The organism is Pseudomonadota bacterium (genome assembly GCA_039193195.1).
Classification (GTDB): Bacteria; Pseudomonadota; Gammaproteobacteria; order Steroidobacterales; family JBCBZW01; genus JBCBZW01.
This window is the reverse complement of record JBCCWS010000001.1, coordinates 409,904-431,257: the sequence shown is the minus strand read 5'-3', so window position 1 is coordinate 431,257 and position 21,354 is coordinate 409,904. Positions and strand designations below refer to the sequence as shown.

At 64.7% G+C, this 21,354-nt stretch carries 22 protein-coding genes; 8 read left to right on the top strand and 14 right to left on the bottom strand.

What is annotated here, in order from left to right:
• Positions 1–41: 41 nt before the first annotated feature.
• The 11 genes from AAGA68_01835 to AAGA68_01785 form a co-directional block, all read right to left on the bottom strand.
• Positions 42–704, bottom strand: coding sequence for a YqgE/AlgH family protein (locus AAGA68_01835; GenBank protein ID MEM9383774.1), 663 nt, complete (start codon positions 702–704; stop codon positions 42–44).
• A gap of 13 nt (positions 705–717) precedes the next feature.
• Entirely contained in the window at positions 718–999 is a 282-nt protein-coding gene (locus AAGA68_01830) for a hypothetical protein (protein ID MEM9383773.1), read from the bottom strand.
• 191 nt (positions 1,000–1,190) lie between these two features.
• A complete protein-coding gene (locus AAGA68_01825) occupies positions 1,191–1,958 on the bottom strand; it encodes a hypothetical protein (GenBank protein MEM9383772.1) in 768 nt (255 codons plus the stop codon).
• The gene (locus AAGA68_01820) at positions 1,955–2,770 is read right to left on the bottom strand and encodes a type III pantothenate kinase (GenBank protein ID MEM9383771.1); all 816 of its coding nucleotides are present in this window, start codon (positions 2,768–2,770) and stop codon (positions 1,955–1,957) included. The genes AAGA68_01825 and AAGA68_01820 overlap by 4 nt, the downstream gene beginning before the upstream one ends.
• Entirely contained in the window at positions 2,767–3,636 is an 870-nt protein-coding gene (locus AAGA68_01815) for a biotin--[acetyl-CoA-carboxylase] ligase (protein MEM9383770.1), read from the bottom strand. Before AAGA68_01815 ends, AAGA68_01820 begins: the two co-directional genes overlap by 4 nt.
• Positions 3,633–4,286 (bottom strand): glycerol-3-phosphate 1-O-acyltransferase PlsY, encoded by a 654-nt coding sequence (plsY, locus tag AAGA68_01810; protein MEM9383769.1) that lies wholly within the window; start codon positions 4,284–4,286, stop codon positions 3,633–3,635. The genes AAGA68_01815 and plsY overlap by 4 nt, the downstream gene beginning before the upstream one ends.
• A 112-nt stretch (positions 4,287–4,398) precedes the next feature.
• Entirely contained in the window at positions 4,399–5,289 is an 891-nt protein-coding gene (locus tag AAGA68_01805; protein MEM9383768.1) for a DMT family transporter, read from the bottom strand.
• A 23-nt stretch (positions 5,290–5,312) separates the two neighbouring features.
• Positions 5,313–7,145, bottom strand: a complete 1,833-nt coding sequence (locus tag AAGA68_01800) for a PDZ domain-containing protein (GenBank protein ID MEM9383767.1) — start codon at positions 7,143–7,145, stop codon at positions 5,313–5,315.
• Positions 7,146–7,159: 14 nt separating this feature from the next.
• Positions 7,160–8,068 (bottom strand): prohibitin family protein, encoded by a 909-nt coding sequence (locus AAGA68_01795; protein MEM9383766.1) that lies wholly within the window; start codon positions 8,066–8,068, stop codon positions 7,160–7,162.
• A gap of 41 nt (positions 8,069–8,109) precedes the next feature.
• Entirely contained in the window at positions 8,110–8,613 is a 504-nt protein-coding gene (locus tag AAGA68_01790; protein MEM9383765.1) for a PaaI family thioesterase, read from the bottom strand.
• A complete protein-coding gene (locus tag AAGA68_01785) occupies positions 8,610–9,518 on the bottom strand; it encodes an arginine deiminase-related protein (protein MEM9383764.1) in 909 nt (302 codons plus the stop codon). Before AAGA68_01785 ends, AAGA68_01790 begins: the two co-directional genes overlap by 4 nt.
• 266 nt (positions 9,519–9,784) lie before the next feature.
• On the opposite strand from AAGA68_01785, the gene AAGA68_01780 reads away from it, so the two are divergent.
• From AAGA68_01780 to AAGA68_01755, 6 genes are all read left to right on the top strand, one after another.
• Positions 9,785–10,318, top strand: coding sequence for a PepSY domain-containing protein (locus tag AAGA68_01780; protein MEM9383763.1), 534 nt, complete (start codon positions 9,785–9,787; stop codon positions 10,316–10,318).
• Between the two features lie 364 nt (positions 10,319–10,682).
• Entirely contained in the window at positions 10,683–11,309 is a 627-nt protein-coding gene (locus AAGA68_01775) for an RNA polymerase sigma factor (GenBank protein MEM9383762.1), read from the top strand.
• A gap of 17 nt (positions 11,310–11,326) precedes the next feature.
• Positions 11,327–11,581 (top strand): zf-HC2 domain-containing protein, encoded by a 255-nt coding sequence (locus AAGA68_01770; protein ID MEM9383761.1) that lies wholly within the window; start codon positions 11,327–11,329, stop codon positions 11,579–11,581.
• 147 nt (positions 11,582–11,728) lie between these two features.
• Entirely contained in the window at positions 11,729–14,125 is a 2,397-nt protein-coding gene (locus AAGA68_01765) for a 3-hydroxyacyl-CoA dehydrogenase/enoyl-CoA hydratase family protein (GenBank protein ID MEM9383760.1), read from the top strand.
• A 15-nt stretch (positions 14,126–14,140) separates the two neighbouring features.
• Positions 14,141–15,340 (top strand): acetyl-CoA C-acyltransferase, encoded by a 1,200-nt coding sequence (locus AAGA68_01760; GenBank protein MEM9383759.1) that lies wholly within the window; start codon positions 14,141–14,143, stop codon positions 15,338–15,340.
• A 229-nt stretch (positions 15,341–15,569) separates the two neighbouring features.
• Positions 15,570–16,778, top strand: a complete 1,209-nt coding sequence (locus AAGA68_01755; GenBank protein ID MEM9383758.1) for a sulfotransferase — start codon at positions 15,570–15,572, stop codon at positions 16,776–16,778.
• A gap of 27 nt (positions 16,779–16,805) precedes the next feature.
• Here the strand turns inward: AAGA68_01755 and AAGA68_01750 are convergent, their stop codons facing one another.
• Entirely contained in the window at positions 16,806–17,366 is a 561-nt protein-coding gene (locus AAGA68_01750; protein ID MEM9383757.1) for a lipocalin family protein, read from the bottom strand.
• Positions 17,366–18,130, bottom strand: a complete 765-nt coding sequence (locus AAGA68_01745) for a DUF6134 family protein (GenBank protein ID MEM9383756.1) — start codon at positions 18,128–18,130, stop codon at positions 17,366–17,368. The genes AAGA68_01750 and AAGA68_01745 overlap by 1 nt, the downstream gene beginning before the upstream one ends.
• Positions 18,131–18,510: 380 nt before the next feature.
• Between AAGA68_01745 and AAGA68_01740 the strand changes: the two genes are divergently transcribed.
• Both AAGA68_01740 and AAGA68_01735 read left to right on the top strand, forming a co-directional pair.
• Complete coding sequence (locus AAGA68_01740; GenBank protein ID MEM9383755.1) at positions 18,511–19,086, top strand: TIGR00730 family Rossman fold protein; 576 nt, start codon at positions 18,511–18,513, stop codon at positions 19,084–19,086.
• 64 nt (positions 19,087–19,150) lie between these two features.
• Positions 19,151–19,996: a purine-nucleoside phosphorylase gene (locus tag AAGA68_01735; protein ID MEM9383754.1), complete on the top strand. Its 846-nt coding sequence runs from the start codon at positions 19,151–19,153 to the stop codon at positions 19,994–19,996.
• On the opposite strand, the gene AAGA68_01730 is transcribed toward AAGA68_01735, so the two are convergent.
• Positions 19,957–21,234, bottom strand: coding sequence for a divalent metal cation transporter (locus tag AAGA68_01730; GenBank protein ID MEM9383753.1), 1,278 nt, complete (start codon positions 21,232–21,234; stop codon positions 19,957–19,959). The genes AAGA68_01735 and AAGA68_01730 overlap by 40 nt on opposite strands.
• Positions 21,235–21,354: the final 120 nt, after the last annotated feature.

The following is a 21,354-nucleotide window of genomic DNA, read 5'->3' as shown; positions in this document are numbered from 1 at the left end:
AAGACCGCAAAGTGTAACGCGCCCGTTGCGCCATCCGCTATCTATCGGCTGGCGCCGGGCGTTGGCGAACCGGTCGCCGGTAACGCTCGGACGACGAAGGGCTCATCAGGCGATGACTGCGATGCAGCCTCCCTCAAGCTGCCCCACAAGCGGGACGGATCCTGTTCGAACACATGCTTTGCGCTGGCAGCGTGTACACGCCAACCACCTGCGGAGATCTCCGCCTCGAGCTGACCACCAGACCACCCCGCGTAGCCAATGAAGATGCGCACGGCGCGCTCCCCCTGCCCTCTTGCCGCCAGCAGCAGACCCTCCAGGGTAGTTGGATCGTTGCTGAGGTAAACGCCTTTCAATACCGCGGTACCGCCTGCGCCCTCAGCTGCCAACACGCTGACGTGGCTCAGCTCCACCGGCCCACCCAAAAACAGCTTCCCCTGGTACCGATCCAACCCACGGATACCGGGCAGGAGCTGCGCGGGAGCGATGTCGGAGTGCTGATTGATGATGAGGCCGATGCTGCCATCACCGTCGTGGTGTAGCAGCAGCACTACGGTTTTCGCGAAGTTTGGATCCTCTAGCGCCTCCGCCGCCACCAGAAAGCGACCGGCCTCGGGCTCCATCGCCCAAGCGTTGGGTGTGGTGGCGATCAGCAGCAGGACACTCGTGCACGCGGCCACCGCGGCCAAAGGGGAGGATTCGCTCATGAGGTTGAGCCTATCAGCCCTTGTCTTGGTCCGTCGCATCCGGTTTGGCAAACAATGCCTCCAGGGCTTCGCGCGCATCATCGACGACATCCGTATGGGCCTGACTAGGGGAGGCGTCCCCCTGTCCTTCAGGGACCTGCGCACCGAATAGTTCTGCCAGGGCTTGCTCGGATTGGCGCGCAGCCGAGTCGTGCCCTGCTTCGAAGGCGTGCAGTCGTGGGCGGAAGTAAGTGCAGTAGTTGGCCTGCGTGCGATCGTTGGGAGCGTTGGCGCGCTCGTGACGGCACTGGTTCAAGCGCGTTCGATCGTGATGGCGGCACAATCGGCACGCATGCAAATCCGCCCGACAGTGCGGACAGAGCGCCGAGTGAGTCAGAGGGAAGAGCGCGAATGGCAGGCTCTCGCCGCAACGCCAGCACACGTACGGCTGCGCTGGCGCCTTCGGACTCGCGTTCGTTGGATCGTCATCTAGCGCCATACCGCCCCCTAGGCAGCGGCGACCGAACAGACGCCGTTGCTGAGGCGCCGACCTTGGCGCTCGAAGCGGGATAGATCGACTCGCTTGCCGGCGGGCACTTCGAAGTCTACGAAGTAGACGTCGGCCGTGCGCGTACGGTCGCGAATCTCAGGCTCAAAGCCAAGGTCACGAATAGCCTTCGCGTGGCGATCCGCGCCATCGCGCTGACTGAACAACCCTAGGGAAATGGCGTTGCGCAGATCCCCACCTGGTTCGATGTAGAGATCCTCAACGCCAGCCTCGCGCAACGCGCTAGCCGTTGCCCGGGCGGCCTCACGCGACGGCAACGGCGGCAGCATGACCGAGTACCCAACCCAGACGTCCGAGGCGAGCCGGCGCTGACCTGGCTCCAATCCGCGGGCGCGCACCGCGGCGGCGAACTCAGCCGCGCCAGCCAGATCTAGGAATGGTCCTACCGAAGCGCACTGGGCCTGCGCACTCGGCGCGATCACCACGAGCTGGCTGCCTGCCAGCTCGGCCGCCGGTATGCTCGCGGGCACGGCGGCCGGCGGAGCCGGCTCGCCAGCTTCTTGAGGGTCTGACTCGACGCTAGCATCGGCGAGCACCTCGCCTCCCACTTCGTCCTCGCGAACCTGCCCGGGCGGGGCGACCAACGCCAAACGCTCCACAGAGGCGGGCAGCGGGCGCGCCGAGGGCATCGGCGCAGTCGCCACCCAACGGCTCCAGCCGAGCAAGCCCAGGTTCACCAGTACCAGCAGCAATGCGATGGCTCTCATCGAATCTCCTCGGCCCCCTCGAGTAGCGAGCGAGCCCCTTCGAGGACTAGATCATCCACGTGTTGGGCGTGCGCGGGCAACAGGGGGAGCAAATCAGGAGCATCGCCGCCGGTCACGAGCAGAGGTGGCCAGGCCCGATCTGCCTTCAACGACCCGCAGAGCGCAAGTTCGCGGGCTGCGTCTGCTTGGGCGAGATTGACCAGCGCGGCGAGCCCATGATCAACACCCGCGGCCACGGCCTCCGCCGTGTCGCGCGCGAACAGCGACGACGGCGCCGGCTCGCGCTCACCGGTGCGAATCCGTGCCGTCGACTGACGCAGCGAGCGCCGCTGCAAGGTACGTCCTGGGGCGATCGCACCGCCCAGGTGCTGGCCCGCACGGTCCACCGCGTCCACGGTGACTGCGGTGCCCAAATCGACGACGGTGCAGGGGTAGCCGACCAAGCGTCCCGCGCCCAGCATCGCGACCCAGCGGTCCACGCCCAGGTGGCTAGGATGATTGTAGCCGACGGTTAACCCTCTAAATTCCCGCTGGACCTGCGCCAGCACTACCCGCGCCGACCGTTCCCGACGCAAACTCTGCGCGACCCCCTGAGCTAGGGCCTGGCGACCCACGCTTACGATCACTGCGGCGGATACGGCTCGCGGCAGCACCTGCATCAACGCCGCTGATAGGCTCCCACGGAGATCCTCGTCCTGCGGGTGCTCGTAGGCGTAGGCACCGTGGGCTTGCAGCGCGCCGCCGCCGGGCGTTGCCTGCGCCCATTTCACCCGCGAGTTACCGATATCGATGAGCAAAGCAGGAGCACTCATGGCAGCGGCCGGACGGACACCTCGCCCGCATGCACGCGCAACAACTCCTGCGCACCCTCGAGCCGCACGCGCAACGCGCCCTCAGCGTCGATACCGTGCGCCACGCCACGCCGGAGGCGTCCGTCGCCGCCCCGCACCGCCACACCCAAACCTCGCAGCATATCCACCGCATCCCAGCGCGCCCGGAAGGTAGGGAAGCCCTCTTCCTGGAAGCGCTCCAGCGTGCCGGCGAGAGCAACGATCAACATCGCGATGAGCTCGTTGCGACCGCTCGGGTCAAACCCCAAAGCGGCGAGGTCCCCCACCGCATACTCCGTGCCCGCCTCAAGCTCGGCCCGCAGAGCCGCGGGGAGCGAAAGGTTGAGTCCGAGCCCAACCACCAGTTCGTGCCCCGACCCCTCATCGGACACCCCTCCTCGCTGGCTGGCCTCGAGCAGTAGTCCGCCGAGCTTCGCGTAGGGTCTGCTACCCGCATCGGTACAAACGATATCATTAGGCCATTTGATGGCGAGGTCAGCTACACCCAGGATCGCCAATACCTCGTGCACGGCAATCGCACACGCGAGGCCCAGCGGGGCGATGTTGTAGGCGCTATCGAGCGGCCGGGCCAAGGACAAGTGGACGGCACTTCCGGGCGCTGTGTTCCACGAGCGCCCACGACGCCCCCGGCCGGCGCTCTGTTGCTCCGCTACGACCGCCACCGCTTGTCTGTCGTTCGCCAACTCGGTGCGCCAGCGCATCGCCTCGCTGCTGGTGGAATCAACTTCCTCCAGGATGCGCAGGCGCGGCACCTCAGCTCCCAACGATCGCTCACAGAGCTGCGTGATCCTCTCGCCGCACAAGGGGTCGAGCGCCGCATCGATCATGAGTTCCGCTCACTTCGGCGGGCGAACAGCATGAGCGAGTGTTTGCGATCCTCCACACCTTGGAGCATTCGCGTGAGGTTGCTGCGATGGGTGTAGACCAGAAGCAGCGCCATGGCCAGCGCGAACCAGATCAGCGCCGTCGGGGCTAGCCCTGGCTGCAGCACCCAAACCGCAAGCGCTGCTGATGCCGCCGCCACCAGGGTGGATAGGCCTACGAACCCCGTGAGCACGAGGCAGAGTAGCCAAACCGAGAACACGGGCACCACGACCACTGCGGCAAGCCCGAGGTAGGCCCCGACGAGCGTGGCGGCGCCTTTGCCACCGCGGAAGCCAAACCAGAGCGGGAACACATGGCCGACGACCGCCGCCGCCGCGCAGAGCATGGCCGTGATGGGCGTGCTGGGGTTGGTGGCGGTAACTAGCGGCATACTCGCCACCAGAGTCGCCGCCAAGCTGCCCTTGCCAATGTCGATCGCAATTACGCCCACCGCGAAGGCGATGCCACGGGTGCGCAGGGCATTCGTGCCCCCGGCATTTCCGCTGCCCTCCTCACGGATATCACCGCCGCCGCTGAGTCGCCCGACGATGAGTGCCCCCATCAACGATCCCAGCATGTACGCCAGCAGCAGCCGAAACCCTAGATCGATCATTACCTTCCTATCTTGCTTCGGCAACACCGAGCGGCGCCGACCTTAGGGACATTCTTTCGATCCGCCAGCGGCGTGACAAGCGTAGGCGGCCACGCCTTCGTGCCGGCGAGCTTCAGCGACGGGTTGCGGCGTAGATGGCGGCGATTGCAAGTCCGGCACCAAGTCCCTGGTACGCGCTCATCGGCAGGCCGAACAACGCGATGTCCCAGAGAAACGCCAGAGTCGGCTGTAGCAACAAAATTAGGCCAACCAACCCTGCCGGCACGCGCTCCAGGCCGCTCGAGATCAGCAGCCATCCCAGCACCTGCCCCACCACGCCGTAGGCGACGAGGGTGCCCAAGTTCGCCAGGTCTGGTATTTCCAAGCTCTCCCCAGAGGCGAGCGCGAGAACAGCCAGCAGTATCGCGGATGCGGCAGATACGATTGCCAGATCGTTGGCCGCACCGACCCCCGGGGAAAGCTGACGAGCACGGCGCAAGGAGAGGATGTACCCGCTGTAGAACAACGCGGTCGCCAACCCCCAAAGCACACCTTCCTGCTGAAGGGCAGGAAGGGAAGTCCACTGAACCCCGATCAGCAGCGCCAACCCAATCATGGCAAGGGGGATCGCCAACCACAGACTCAGTCGCGCAGGCTCGGCGAACACAACCACGCCAACCAGCGCCAGCACGAACACTTGGAAGTTCGCCAGCAGCGTGGCGAGGCCGGGGCCGACGAACACGATACTGCGGTGCCAAGCGGCCAGGTCGGCAGCGAAGAACAGCGCCGCGACCAGCAGCGTGACCCACGGCCGCGGGCGAATCCACACCTGCTGGCGGGAGATCGCCAACCAGGCGAACAGCACCGCGCCACCGAAAGCGCAGCGGTAGACCGCGGAGGCCGTCGGACTGACGCTCGTTAGCTTGACGAATACGGCGGAGAAGCTGATCAGCACGGCGCCGATCAGTAGGCGAACCGTCGCCCCTTTGCCGCCGTCTACGAGCCGCGCCTCCGTGCTACTCACCTGGGCGCGCACGGATACGAGACTCAGCCATCGAGCCCCTGCCACCACCGCTGGCGGAGCGCACCTGCGACGGGCGGCGCATCGTCCATCAGGCTGAGGTGCGCCGTGTCCGCCGGCAGCTCGTCGAAGGTCACGTGAAACTGCATGAGCTCATCACGCCGGAAGGCGTGCAGGCTCGCGGTGGTCCCGGGTGCGCCATCGCCCAGTCGGGTGCGCACGTTGTGGGCGTCTAGGCGCGTACCGTCGAGCGCCAGCAGACGATCGCCGGCGGAAAGTCCCGCCGCGTGAGCGGCACCACCGCGACTCACGTAGTCGAGTACCACCCCGTCCCCCACCAACCGGCAACCGGCGCCGAGCTGCCCCGCGTGCCAGGCGCGCTGCCCACCCTCTTTCTCCGCGACACGCCACGCTAAGCAAATGCCCACCTTCGCCAGCAACTGCTCCAGGGGCGGATCGTCCGTACCGTAGACCGTCGCCGCGAAGTACTCTGCCAAGGGCAAACCGCTCACCTCCTCGGCCAGGGCCTCGAAGGCACCCTCGGCGATCCCCTCACCGGTGGCTCCATGCCGTTTCCACAAGACTTGCATCACCCGATCGAGCGAACATGCCCCATCGGTTTCGCTGCGCAGGTGAAGGTCCAAGCCGAGCGCGATGAGGCTGCCCTTGGTGTAGTAGGAAATTAGCGAATTGTGCGCGTTTTCGTCGCGCTTGTAGAGCTTGATCCAAGCATCGAAGCTCGAATCCGCTACTGACATTTGCTCACGCCCCGGAGTACGCACCACACCGGTGATCACCTCTGCTAGGAGCTTCAGGTAACGCGCAGGCGAAATCACCCGTGCCCGCAGCAAGACCAGCTTGTCGTAGTAAGAGGTGATGCCTTCAAATATCCACAGGGTACGCGTGTATTGCTCAGCACGCAGATCGAAGGGCTGGAAAGCCGCGGGCTGCGTGCGCTTGACGTTCCATAGGTGGAAGTACTCATGGCTAAGCAGGGCCAGCAGGCGGACGTAGCGCGTGTCGTCACTCGACATCCCGCGGCGCGGAAGCATGTCGCGCGCGACAATGCAGCTGTTGGAGAACCTATGCTCTAGGCCGCCTCCCATAGCGTCCGCCGCGTGCACGAGGAACTCGTAGCGATCGAGGTCCTCGGGCCACCCCAGCAGCGCGTGGTGCTGATGGCAGATGGCAGAGAGGTCGTGCAGCAGTCGATCGATGTCACAGCGCTGGCGGCCACTCAAGACCAGGCCGTGCGGCACGCCCTGCACCTCGAAAACCTCTCGCTCAACGTCGCTCATCTCGACCGGATGGTCGATGAGATCTGCATAGTCCCGCGCTTCGTACTCGCCGTAGCCTGCACTGTCCACCTCGACGGCGCGAAGGGATGTGGCCACGCGATGACCCCGATCGTGAGGGGGAGCGGGACGCTCGAACTGAACCCGCAGCGGCTCTCGCTCACGCCCTTGGGCAGCGAGGAACACGCACGCGCCGTTTATGTAGGCCCGGGTTTGATCTAACCACGCCCCACGCACGCTGAGGTCGTAGGCGTAGACCCAATAGCGGGCGATCAGAATCACGCGCTCATCACCCGCCGCGATCGGCGCGCACGCCCAGGTCGACTTGTCCACCTTCTGCACGGCCAAGGCGCGGCGCTGACCTGCCACCTGCACCTCGCACTCGAGCCGCACGACGTGGCGAGCGAAGTCGCGCACCATGTAGCTGCCCGGAATCCACGCGGGAAGCTGCAAGCGTTGACCTTCCGCTGCGGGCGCCGGCAGCGCCAAGGTCACCTCGAACAAGTGCGCGTGCGGATCAGCCGCGCGAAGCGTGTACGTGGCGTGAGCAGGCATGTCGGTCATGGGCAGCCTCGAGTTCAGCGCGGGTTGGCGCCAGCGGCGACGGGATCGCCAAGGTGCATCAACGGCAGGGGCATCGAGCTGCTGCCATCGAGGAAGTAGAGCTTGGCCGCCGGATCTTCAGCGATCTCCTTGAGCGCCTCCATCGCCTGCAGCTGCACGTACGCCGGATTCTGCGCGATCGCCCGGTTGATCTGCTCGATCTCGTAGGCCTGCGCGTCGGCGAGGATGCGCTTACGATTGGCCTCCTCTTCCGCCGCCTGACGTTCGGCCTGGGCCGCTGCCACCTTCTGCTCCTGCTCGGTACGGAAGCGCTCGAGCTCGGCCTTCTGCTTCTCCACCTCCTGCTCGCGCTCCTTTTTCGCCTCGATCGCCTTGGTGATGAATGGCGGCAAGGTGATGTCCCGAATCAGCACAGCTTCCACATCCATCCCTTTCGGCTGCAGGTAGGCCTTCATGCCCTCGAGCAGGTTGCCCTGGAGACGCTCTTGCGTCTGCTCCTGGAAGAAGTCCTCGGCACGCACAATGCTCTTGCCCTGCTCGCGCAGGAGCGAGCGAAGCTTCGGCGTCAGGTGCACTTGCACGGCGTCGTCCGCAGTTCCCGTGTCGCGCAAGATGGAAGGTGCCATGGCCGCGTTGATGCGGTACTGCACGCTGACCTCCAGGGAGGTCTGTAGCTGATCCTGGGATGGGACGTTTGCCCGCTCCTTATGGGTCTTCTCACGAGCGTCGTAATCGTGCCACTCGTATAGCGGGTTGACAGGCACGTGCAGGCCCTCGCCGTAGCGCGTGTCCTGCACCTTGCCGAACAGAGTGGCCACGGCCACATGTCCTGGCTCCACGGTTTTTACCAGACGCGAGCCGAAGCTCAGCACAAGAATGAGAATGATGGCGATAACGATCGCCGGAACGGCCAACTTGGGCATGGGCACACCTTGTCGGGAGGATAAGAAGCAGAAGTATCACGCTACCACGCGTGATGCGCGGGATGATCCTGACCTACGGAGAAAAACGCGCCACGGCAGGTCGCGCAGACCTCACCAGCACAGTGCAATTCGGCACTGACGAGCACGCGATCATCGGCTGGTTGCTCGGCTACCCACGCGCGCACGATGACGGGCGGCCCGAGCGGCGTCGGGCGTCGCAGGCGCACGGTGAACTCCCCCGTGACGCAGCAGCGCGGCACCTCGCCGCCGTCCTCGTGGAGGAAGTACCAGATCGCCGCCCAGTTCGAGTGACAGTCGAGCAGGGTACCGATCACGCCGCCGTTCAGCACCCCAGGAAAGGCCTGATGCCGCGGCGCCGGCTGCCACTGCGCCACGATCTCGCGCGAGGGGGGCGCTGCGGGATAGCTGACCAACTGCAAGCCATCGGCGTTCGACGGCCCGCATCCGTAGCAGGTATTGCGCGGAGCCAGCGTCGGCTGTATGCCGTTTTCAACTGCAAGCTCACGGACGTGCGTTGCGATCACCTCGACGTGCTCCGGGGCAGGTGGATCTCCGCCAGCATGCACCGAACGCTGCCACCGGAACACAGCTCGATCGTACCAATCCCCACCGCCAGCGGGCGCGCCAGGCGAGTCAAGCGGGCCATTTGCGCAGCCGTGAAAGCATCGTGGGCAGACTGACTCATGGCGATCACGTTCTTGCGCCCCGCGACGGCAAGTTCCAGTACGTTGCCAGCGAAGGCGGCGAGCTGCAGCGGTGAGATGTCGATAATATCGCGCCCGGTGGCTTCCAAGCGCGCTAGCACCTTGTCGCGACCGTCCTCGACGATCGCGTCGCTGCAGATCACCACGAACTGCTCGCCGATCGCCATCATTACGTTCGTGTGGTAGATCTCCGCGCCTTGGGGATCGCGAGCGTCGAAGAGTACGAGCTGATAGCCAAGCGTGCGCGAGAAGTGCTCTGCCGCCCGATCGTGCGTGCGCGCCGAACGGCAGCCATAGGCTACGCGGTGAACGCGATCGAGCACCAAGCTGCCGGTGCTCTCCAAGAAGACTTCGTCTGCCTCGTGGTCGCTGAGATCGATGACTCGTTCCACGGCGAAGCCTGCCTGCGGCAAGATCTTCTCGTAGACGTCCGCGCGTCGCTCAGCGCGGCGGTTGGGCGCCAACATCGGATAGAGCACGAGTCGGCCGTCGGCGTGGGTACTGAACCAGTTGTTCGGGAATACTGCATCGGGCGTCCAAACCGTTGGATCGTCATCGACCACCACCACCGTGACGCCTGCTTCACGCAAAGTCGCCACCAGCACCTCGAACTGCATCAGGGCCTCGCGCTGGGCCTGATCCGCGGGTGGTGCTTCATCGAAACGTTGAATGGCATTCGACGCCGCCGTCTGTGGATTCGAGGCGAATTCACGCGGACGGACCATAAGGACCGCGTTAGCGCATTGGGGTTCTGGCAGCGGGGATATCGCGTTCAAGAGCGCTCCTGACAACGGGACATAAATCGACGTTTAGCGGGTCGAAAACTCGCGCTCATGAAACGGGATTTGGGAATCGACCCGCCCGACGCACCTAGAGCGCAGCATTCCCCAAGATTACGCCGCGAACCCGCGCAAGCCAGCACCTATTGCGCTGCGCAAGACGTACCCTTGGCCCCCGAAATTCTACTTGCTCAATGGACTAGGAGCTCATCATGAAGGTAATCGCTAGCGCCGTTGGCGCCACGCTCGCCCTGACGGCATTGCCCGCCCTTGCCGATCACAGCAGCCAAGGCGGCAGCCTCGAGAGGTGTCTGCACGCGGCCTCAGCAGTACGCCCCGGGCAGTTCGCCAAGGTGGAGTACCTAAACGTGACCGATGAAGGCGGCTCAGCCTACGAGATCGAAGTCGCCGCCAGCAACGGTACGGATTGGGAGTTCGAGTGCGATGAGAACGGTCGCATTATCGAGATGGAACAGGAAGTGGACAGCGTCAAGCATCCCCTGTTCGCCGCCAAGATGAAGGTTGAGGAGGCGGCTGCCCGCGCCACAGCCCTGCGCCTGTACCCCGGCACCATCGACGAGGTGGAGTACGAGATCGAAATGAACGGCGACGCCAGCTACGAGTTCGACGTGATCGACGAGTTCGGAGTCGAGTTCAAGGTCGAGATCGACGCCACCACCGGTGAGGTGGTCGAAGTGCAGGTCGAGAGCTGGGAGATCGGCATCGAAGACGACGAGAAGAGCTAGCCCCAGCGGCGCGCTCGCGCCCCTGCCCGTAGAGGCGGCAGGGGCCCTCGCCGCGGCCCACTTTCGCGCGGGGCACGGCATCTCGGCGAGGATAGAATTCTCACAAAAGTGTAACTCCTCGAGCACTACCTACAACTCCCCAGCCATGCCTAACGCTACGCCTGCCGTGCGGATTGCGGTGAAGGCGGGCTCGCGCCCTGTTTCGATATGCGTCGAATTTGGGAGACCATCGTTGCAACCCTCGATAGCCCTGCGCAGACTGACCGCCCGGTACGGCCCACGACGCCCACTGGCGTCGACGCGCGCGCGGCTAGGCAGCCGCGTGCCGAGTCGCCGTGCGCAACGGTTGGAGCGGGGCACAGAGATGGTTTCCAAGCGCAATCCGCAACTCGCGGCGGGTCATGCTGAGGTTGACGAAAGGACGCTGCTGGAGGGCCTGCTGAGGCAGGATCCAGCAGCCTACGAAACGTTGGTGCGCGTGTACGGTTCGCGCGTTATGGCCGCGGCCCGACGGTATCTGCGTAGCGGCGACGACGCTGCAGACGTGTTCCAGGAAACCTTCATCCAGGTGATGAAGAGCATCGACAAGTTCGAGGGGCGCTCCACCCTGTGGTACTGGGTGCGAGGGATCACGATCAAGCTGTCGCTGCTCAAGTTGCGCCAGCAACGGCGCCGAAACGAGACCAGCATCGACGACCTGCTGCCGTCGTACGACGAGACTGAACACAGGATTATGCCGGACAACCCCCGCTCCGCTGCGGACGAGGTGGAAACCGGCGACGTAGGCCAATACGTGCGTGATGCGATAGCGGAGCTGCCTGAGCAGTACCGCACGATCCTGGTGTTGAGAGACTTCGAGGGTCACTCCACGCAGGAGACTGCCGACATCCTGGGGATTCAGGCGAACACCGCTAAGGTGCGCTTGCATCGGGCCCGGGGCGCCCTGCGAACCCTACTGGAGAGGCTGTTGGATCGCCGTGACTTGCTTTAGACACTTGAGTACTTAACATGCTGACTTGCAAGGAATTTGACGGATTTCTCGTCGACTTTCTCGACGGCAACTTGCCGCTCCGGCAGAAGCTTTCCATGCACCTGCACCTGGGGCTTTGTAAGGACTGCCGCGAGTACGTCCGCGACTACGAGCGCGCGATTACGCTCGGTCGCAAAGCCTGCTCCGCGACGGAAGACGAGGAAGTCTCGGATGTTCCCGAGGCGCTCGTGCAAGCGGTACTGACAAACCTACAGAACAACACCAGGACCTGATTGGCCTCGATCGGGGCGCCTATCCCGATCGAAAAAACGCGAGCGTTCGCTCGGTTTTCGTTCTACAATCGGCTTCACAATGGCGCGGGCGCTCCCCGCGCCCTGCGCCTTGCGAGCGAAAACCACCTCCGGCAAAGGAGAACTCGAGTGACCACCTCGTCCGCCACCGCCTCGGCCGATGCGCCGTACGTCCGCCAGGTTGCCGTGCTCGGCGCCGGCGTCATGGGCGCCCAGATCGCTGCCCACCTGACCAACGCCGGCATTCCGACGTTGCTCTACGAATTGCCCGCCGAGGGCGCCAATCCGAACGCCAACGCCGCCAAGGCGATCAAAATGCTGGCCAAACTGAAGCCAGCTCCGCTCGCCACTGCCGCCCAGGCCAAGCGCCTACGCCCCGCTAACTATCAGACCGACCTCGCGCTGCTCGCGGACTGCGATCTGGTCATCGAAGCGGTGGCCGAGCGCATGGACATCAAGCGATCGCTGTACGAGCAGGTGGCCCCGCACCTAGAGGCTCACGCGATCTTCGCCAGCAATACCTCCGGCCTGAGCATCACCGAGCTAGCAGGTGCCGTGCCGGAGGGCCTCAAGTCACGCTTTGCCGGCGTGCACTTCTTCAACCCACCGCGCTACATGCACCTGGTGGAACTGATCCCCCACGCGGGCACGAGCGAGCAGGTCATGTCCTCCCTCGAGTCTTTCCTCACCCATCAGGTGGGCAAGGGCGTGGTCAGGGCCAAGGACACACCGAACTTCATCGGCAACCGCATCGGCGTTTTCTCCATCCTGAGCACGCTGGCGCACACGGCCTCATACCAGCTCGGTTTCGACACGGTGGACGCGCTGACAGGACCTGCCCTCGGCCGTCCGAAGAGCGCCACCTACCGCACCTCAGACGTCGTGGGGCTGGATACGATGGCGCACGTGGTCGCCACCATGACCAACCAGCTGCCTGACGATCCCTGGGCCGCGCACTTCAAGCTCCCGGCTTGGTACCAGGGTCTGTTGGATCAAGGCGCTCTCGGCCAGAAGACCCGCGCAGGCATCTACCGCAAGACCAAGGCAGGCATCGAAGTGCTGGACCCGCAAGCTGGCGCTTACCGTCCCACGGATCAGAGCGTCGCACCGGAGGTCGTGACACTCCTGAAGGAAAGCGACCCGGCCAAGCGCCTCGCCGCCCTGCGCGCCAGCGATCATCCACAGGCACAGTTCCTGTGGGCCCTGCACCGCGATCTCTTCCACTACTGCGCCTACCACCTGGCGGAAATCGCTGACAGCGCCCGCGAGGTGGACTTCGCCATTCGCTGGGGCTACGGGTGGAAGCTCGGTCCCTTCGAGCTGTGGCAGGCTTGCGGTTGGCGTCAGGTCGCTCAATGGATCCGTGAGGACATCGATGCAGGCCGCACGCTCGCGAGCGCACCTTTGCCCGGGTGGGTGGAGGGGCAGGACCGCCAGGGCGTGCACAGCGCCGCCGGCTCCTTCTCCGCGGTGCGCCAGGCCGATGTGCCACGCAACGATAAGATCACCCGTCGCCAGGCACGCCCGCAGCTGCTTCTCGGCGAACCGGCCCCACAGGACACGGTGATCGAGGAGACGGACGATATCCGCCTCTGGACCCTCGACCACAAGGTACTGATCGCGAGCTTCAAGACCAAGCGCAACACATTCTCGCCGGGCGTACTCGCCGGCCTACGCCGGGCGGCGGACCTAGCCGAAGGCCCGGACTGGCACGGCCTTGTCGTCTGGCAAACCCAGGAACCTTTCTCCTTTGGAGCTGACCTGTCCGGTGCCACGGGGCTGGTGGCCAGCGGCAACGTAGACGGTCTGCGCGATCTCGTCGCCACCTTCCAAAACACCATGATGCGCCTGAAGTACTGCGGCGCACCGGTGGTCGCTGCCATCCGCGGCATGGCCCTCGGCGGCGGCTGTGAGCTGGCGCTGCAGAGCGACCGTATCGTGGCTGCCCACGAGACCTATATCGGGCTGGTGGAAGCGGGCGTTGGCCTGCTCCCGGGCGGCGGCGGCTGCAAGGAGCTCGCAATCCGCGCGGCCGATGCGACCCAAGCCGGCGACCGCTTCGCTCAGCTGGCGAAGTACTTCGAGAACGTGGCCATGGCCAAGGTGGCTTCCAGCGCCCACGAAGCGCGGGAATTCGGTTACCTGCGTGAGGGCGATCGGATCGTCATGCACCCGGACGAGATCCTCCACGCGGCCCTCGCCCAGGCCAAGGCCATGCACGCTGCCGGCTACCGTCCGCCTCACCCGTGGCAGACCTGGCCGGTGCAAGGGCGCTTCGCCAGCGCGAGCCTGAAGGCCAACATGGTGAACATGCTGGAAGGGCACTTTATCAGCGAGCACGACTACGAGATCGGTTCGCGCATCGCCGACGCCCTGTGCGGTGGCGATCTCGATCCGGGCACTGTGGTGGACGAGGAGTGGCTGCTGCGCGTGGAGCGCGAGCACTTCGTTGCCCTGACGCTGCAGAAGAAGACCCAGGCCCGCATCATGCACACGCTCGAGACGGGCAAGCCCCTGCGCAACTGATCAGGAGAACATCGAATGACCGAGAAAGCCTATATCGTTGCCGCGGCACGCACCCCCGTGGGTCGCGCCTTCAAGGGCGGCTTCGCCAGCACCCGTCCCGATGACTTGCTCGCCCACGTCCTGCACGGCGTGGCGGGTCAGGTGCCCTCCATGGACCCGAGCGCGATCGAGGATGTCATTATCGGCTGCGCTATGCCCGAGGGCGAACAGGGCATGAACGTGGCCCGAATCGGCACCCTGCTCGCCGGCCTGCCCGAGTCCGTTCCCGCCGTGACCGTGAATCGCTTCTGCTCCTCCGGCCTGCAGACCGTAGCGATGGCTGCAGAGCGCATCCAGGCGGGCGCGGCCGACGTGATGATCGCCGGCGGCACGGAGTCGATGTCGATGGTGCCCATGATGGGCAACAAGATTTCCTTCAACCCAGCCGTGCTGGCGAAGGATGAGAACGTGGCCATCGCCTACGGCATGGGCATCACCGCCGAGAAGGTCGCGCAGAAGTGGGAGGTGAGCCGCGAGGCCCAGGATGCCTTTGCCCTGCGCAGCCATCAGCGCGCGATCGCCGCCATCAAGAGCGGTGCTCAGCAGCTCGGCGTCTTACCTTACGAAACCGTTCGCCATGCCCCTGGCAGTGACGGAACGGTGAGCGAGATACGCCACACGGTTGAAGTAGACGAAGGACCGCGCCCGGACACCAGCCTCGAAGCCCTCGGCAAGCTGCGCCCGGTGTTTGCAGCGAAGGGCTCGGTCACCGCAGGGAACAGCTCACAGATGAGCGACGGCGCCGCCGCCCTGGTGTTGATGAGCGAGCGTGGGCTCAAAGAGCACAACGCCCAACCGCTGGCGGTGTTCCACGGCTTCTCCGTGGCCGGGGTGCCGCCGGAGGTGATGGGCATCGGGCCGATCCGCGCTATCCCCAAGGTGCTCGATCGCACCGGTATCAAGCTAGACGACCTCGCGTGGGTGGAGCTGAACGAAGCCTTCGCCGCCCAGGCCCTGGCCGTGATCGGCGAGGTCGGCCTGGATGAGGAAAAGACTAACCCGCTGGGGGGCGCCATCGCCCTTGGCCACCCCCTGGGCGCCACCGGCGCTATCCTGACCACCAAGCTCGTGCACAACTTGCGCAAGAGCAAGGCCGCCAGCCAGTCCGCATATGGCCTAGTCACCATGTGTATCGGCACAGGCATGGGCGCTGCAGGCATCATCGAAGTGCTGTAAGGCACGCCGATCCCGCACTGCGCAGCCGCTAATGGGGCGGTACCGAACGATCGGTACCGCCCTTTTGCGTACGTATCGTGAGAGATGTCGCCAGCACGCGGGGATGTGACCAAACGCACATCCCGCGCCTCGATCAGCCCCTACCTTAGCTTGCAGAACGGTGCGCCGTGAGACGGTAGCGCCTACGCGCCGATTCCCCCACACTGCGCCGCGACCACAGGAGTGCTACATGGCGAACGACCATCGCGGCGACGAAACCAAGGATGCACCCCCGCCCTTCGACGTCCCCCAGCTTCTGCGCTGGGCGGCGCGCGACACTAGCGAGGAGGACGTAAGCTACCTTGAGAGCGACGCGCTACACGCACTGTGCACGAGCCTTGCGGAAACGAAGCAGCTTCACTTCATCGGCCGCAGCCGCGCGCAAAAGCTCCTCCTTGCCAACCTGATCAAGCGCGTTCGCCTGCGCCAGTACCTCGCGCGCTATCCAGAGATCGGCGGCATCGAGCTGGCGCGACCGGTGTTCCTGATCGGACCACCGCGCACAGGCACAACGTTCCTCCATCGCCTGCTCGCCCAAGACTCCAGCGTGCGCGCCCCCCGCTTGTGGGAGACGCTGCAGCCGCCGCCAGCGACGCCCAAGTGGCGCGAGGACTCGCAGTACTTCGAACAGGACTACCGTGTGGAGATGTCGCGCAAGGCGATCAGTGCTCGCAAGCGCTTCACCCCGGGCCTGTCTAGCATTCACTCCTCCGCCGTCGACGTGCCGGAGGAGTGTTACGGGCTGTTGGAAACCTCCCTGATGTCCCACAGCTTCATGTTCTATGGCCCTATCGCCAGCTACCTCGACTGGCTCGATGGCCGCAGCCATGAACAGTGGGTGGACGCCTACCGCTTGTACGCGGACCAACTGCGCCTGCTTCAGTGGTGGTACCCGGGGAAGTTCTGGGTGCTGAAAACGCCCTTCCACCTATGGGCAATGGAGGCCATCCTCGAGGTGTTCCCCGATGCGCTGGTGGTCCAGCAATGCCGCGACCCGGTGAGCTGCGTCGCGTCCTACTGCAGCCTGTCTGCGGAGGCCTACAAACCCACTATGTTGAAGGTGGACAACGAGCAGGTCGGCCGCCAGGCCCTGCGCTACCTCGGCGATGCGGTAAACCGCAACGTCGCCGCGCGCCACCAGCTGCCGGCTGCAGACTTCGTCGACATCGACTACCCCGAGCTGATCGCAGACCCCATGCGCGCCGCGGAGCGCGTCTACGCGGCCATGGACCGCGAACTGACGGCGGCCGCCCGGGAGGCGATGAGCGCCTACCTATCCAAACAACGACAAAGCCACAAGCAGGGCGGCCACCAGTACAGCCTTGCGGACTACGGCTTGGAAGCGTCGGCGGTGGAGGCAGCATTCGCGGACTACACCGCGATGGTGCGCGGCGTCTAGCTCGGGCGCGCCGCAGGCGGGAGGAGTTCAACCCTGGCTCGTGGCCTCATGAGGCATCTGACGAATCTTGGAGGTGTCGTAGCCCACCTGGTCGAGCATGGAGACGATATCCGCGTACTCTGCCGCGTCGATCGACGGCGTGCGCGCCATGATCCATACCAGGTCGCGCTTATTGCGACCGATGACCGTGGTCTCGTACTTATCATTGAGGTAAATGATGCGGTAGTCGAGCTTGAAGGGTGGGATGAACTGCATACCCCACTCTGCATTCGTTTCCGAATTGCGAATAAACCCCTTCGGCTTGAAGATCTTCTGCTTACCGTCGAAGGAGCCCTTGTTGAAGGTGAAAGTGGTAGCGATCTTGCCAGGCCCGGCAACCTCGTACGTCTCCACGGGGTTGTAGGCCTTTTCCTCCATCGAGGTCACGATCCCCGCCACCACGTACCAATCGCCGGAGAAACGCTCGAGGTCAACGTAGCTGACGGTCTCCATAGGTTCTCCCTCATCGGAGCAAGCGGCGAGGCCGAAGAAGGCAACCAGCGCGAAGCAAGCAGCCCGCAGCCCAATCGACGGCGCTCGCGTGGCCATCAGCGCGTACCTTCGCTCGGGGTCTCATCGGCGAAGGGGTCGACGGTAGCGGCCGCCAACATCCGGGGGAGCTCACCGCCTTCGCGCTCGTAGCGCAGCATACGGTTCTCGATGGGAGACTCTAGGCGAACCCACTCCCAACGATTGCGCACCTTGGTGTAGCAGACCTGCACCTCTCCATCGGGCGTCTCGATGCGGTAGCGGATGACTGGCGTACGAATGCCGCTCACGTCGAGCTCCTCCTGCCCCATTCGCGTGATCTCTACGGGGACCACCTCACCCGTCTGCGGGTTGAGAAGGCTGTCGCGGTCGACGAAAGCCTGATCCCAGTAGGCGAAGGTGCTCAGACAGCCCGAGTCCACCTTGCGCTCGTCGTCATCGCCAAACTGCAGATCAGCCTTTCTCCTAGCTGAGACGGAACGCAAGGTGAAGCCATCACCGCTTGCCTCACCTTCCACGCGGTTGCGATCACCGTTGGTGCGGGTGCTGGAGGCAATATCCCGCAGGCAGCCGTCCACCCAACGCTCTTCACTGCGATGTCGATACTTGAAGGCGTTGATGAACAGAATCTTGACGTCGAAGCGTGCCTCGCTGTCGACGGTCTGGACATCCTCGGACTCACGGACGACGAAGGTGTGGTAACCGATCTCGCGATCGTCTAGGAACACCTTAAACTCCCAGCGTCGCTCGTCGAAGCCGGCGAGGGCCTGCGCACTGAGCCCGGCGCAAGCGATGGTCGTGGTAAGTAGAGGCAGGATTCGCATCACAATTCCTTAACTCGAGCCTGAGGCCTTGCGCGCTGCGCGCGCGCCCGGCGACGGGGCAATTCACCATTATGCTGGGCGTGAGAGCCGGCGACATCAGCTGTGACATTTCGCCATGTTCGGCCGCTCCACGCGTTGCGCTCGTTCTCGGCTTCGCGGCTGCGCGCCGCCCTTCGCCCTGGCGAGCAGGCCGAGCTGCTGTCAGCAGAAGGTTTCGGGTATGGCTCGCCATCGGTTTCGATACGCGCCATTGACACCTGCGACCGTCAATTCCCCCATACGCCGGCGGGCGCCTCCCCAGACGCGCCCGACGGCGAGATAATAGACTGAAACTGCGTGAGTTTCGAACGATGCCCGAAGACTGGAAGGAAAGGAATCGTATGCGTATCTGCGTGTTTTGCGGATCGAGTGACGGGCGCCATGCACGCTACCGTGAGGCGGGCCGTGTCCTCGGCGGGATGCTCGCGAAGGCCGGCATCGGTGTTGTGTATGGCGGTGCTAGGATCGGCGTGATGGGAGCCGTGGCGGATGGAGCCTTGGCCGAGGGTGGCGAGGTGATCGGCGTGATCCCCAAAGCCATGATGTCGGTGGAAGTCGCCCACCATCAAACGGACCTTCGCGTCGTCGGCACGATGCACGAGCGAAAGGCGCTCATGGCCGAGCTCTCAGACGCGTTCGTAGCCCTGCCCGGCGGCATCGGCACCATGGAGGAGGTCTTCGAAGTCTGGACTTGGGCCCAACTTGGCTACCACGCCAAACCCGTGGCTCTGCTGGAGATCGACGGCTACTGGAAGGCCCTCCATCGCTTCATTGACAACATGGTTGAGGAGGGCTTTCTGCGCGCTCAGCACCGCGAGATGCTGATCATCGAAGATGACGCAACGTCCTTGCTCAAGCGCATACGCCAATACCGGGCGCCGGAGGTCGACAAGCTACTTCGCAGTGAAGAGCGCTAAGAACGCGCCCCCTAGTGGTGCCATCACCTACAACTGCATACCGCACTGTCAGGACCCCCACGTGATGAGCGAACACCAGCACGCCGCCCAGGCCATCAGACGCTTCGTCGGTAGGGCCCCCCTCGGCGAAGACGCCATCATCCTCGGCAGCGGGCTCGGGCGCTTCGCAGAGACGCTCCGCCTGCGCGCAGAGATCGCTTATGAGCAGATACCCCACTTCCCGCGATCGACCGTGAGCGGTCACCGTGGGCGCCTACTTCTCGGCGAGCTACCAAACGGCCGATCGCTCCTGTGCATGCAGGGGAGGATGCACTACTACGAGGGCTACAGCGCGGCCCAGATCGCCCTCCCAGTGCGCACGCTCCACGCGCTCGGCGTCAAACGCTTGATGATGACCAATGCCGCTGGCGGCATTCATCCGCAGCTCACACCCGGCGACCTCATGCGCATCGATGATCACATCAACCTCACCGGTCGCAATCCCCTTATCGGCGACAACGACGAGAACATAGGCCCTCGATTCCCAGACATGAGCCGCGCCTGGGACCCCGCGCTAGGGGAGCATCTGCAACGGGCGAGCGAGCGCAGTGGGGTATCCTTGCGACGCGGGGTCTACGTTCAGGTCACCGGGCCGAGCTTCGAGACGCCGGCCGAGATCCGCATGCTGGGCCGCCTAGGCGCCGACGCGGTCGGTATGTCCACGGTACCGGAGGCTATCACTGCGCGGCACCTAGGCGTTCGAATCGCGGGGATCAGCCTCATCACCAACTACGCGGCTGGCCTGCAACCGAACCAAACCCTCACTCTCGAGGAGACCATGCAGGAGGCGGCGGCAGCCTTCGAGCGCCTACGCGACCTACTCCTCGCCTACTACGATGATGAGGCCGTGAGCCAAGACATCACCCCGTAGGCGATGGCGACGGCGAACAGCACCAGCACCCCCAGCAGACTCCATCGCCGTAGCCAGATCCCCGGGCGAAGTGCCTGGGGTACGTCCGGCCCCGTCACCGCCAAGTGGTTGAGTAACGCAATGATCGGACTGGTGATGAACCCAACGGTGGTGACCAGGTCGATAAAGGCTCGAAAGCTACTCAAGGCGAAGTGCAGCATGAGCACCGCCACCGCGGCCATGGCGAGCATGACGCCTACGTACGCGGGGTCGCGGCGCCCCCCTCGCGCGGACCCGGGCGTCGGCGATGACACCTGCGCCAGCACGGCGGCGACCACCCGCGGAAACCCATCGGTGATGGCCAGCAGCGTGGTCAGCAGCACCGCAAAGGCGCTGGCACCAACCAGGGCGCCGCTCCAGGCCCCAAGGGTCTGCTCGTAGAGACTTACCACCTGCGCGGCGAAGGCCGCGGCGCCAGCTTCCGGCACCACACCTTCTTGGTGCATCACACCTGCGCCCATGAGTACGAAGCAAAGAGCCAGCACGATCGAGGCCACGTAGCCGATGTTGAAGTCGACCATGGCCTCGGCGATGGGTGCGCGAAGGCCCGTTTGACGGGCTCGAGCCACGCTCCACAAGCTGTGCATGACGGAGAGATCCAGTCCCGCTGGCATAAACCCAGCCAGCGCGATCAGAAAGGCGAGCGTAGCCCCGTCGAGCGCAGGGGGCGCAAGGCTTGCCCATTGCCAGTCGATACGCGGCAGGACCAGCACCGTGGCCGCGAGCGTCGCTAGGGTCAAGAAGGCCACGAACACCTTGGTCAGGCGGTCGAGCAGCGCGAAGCCCCCGGCGAGGGTGAGTACGACTGCCGCCACCACCAGCAGGCTCGCCAGCACCGGCGGCGTCATCGTCACCTGGAAGGTGACCCCTGCAAGGCCGGCTAGGGTGATGCCCAAGGCAGCCATGACAGTGCATAGGGTGGGGAGAAAGGTAAGGAAGTAGAGCACCAAGATGGCGCGCCCGCGGCGCCGGTAGCCGTGTAGCAGCGACTCACCGGTGGCTGCGACGAAATGGGGCGCGAAGCGAAAAGCCGGGTACTTCAAGGCGTGCACAAGCACGATGATCAGCACGAAGCCGAGGCCGTGGACCGCGCCAGCGCGAGTTGACTGCACAAGATGCGAAACGCCGATGGCGGTGCCAGCGAACAACACCCCGGGACCGATGGCGGCAGCCAGGCGACGGCGAGACTCTCCGGTCAACGTCAGGCGACTCCGATCTTGAAGTGTCGCGGTGCGACGAGCCCCCGGTATGCTACCGGCCCCGGCCCCGTCGCCACGAATTGACCTGATATCATGCACTGCAGCGGCGGCTCCGTCGCT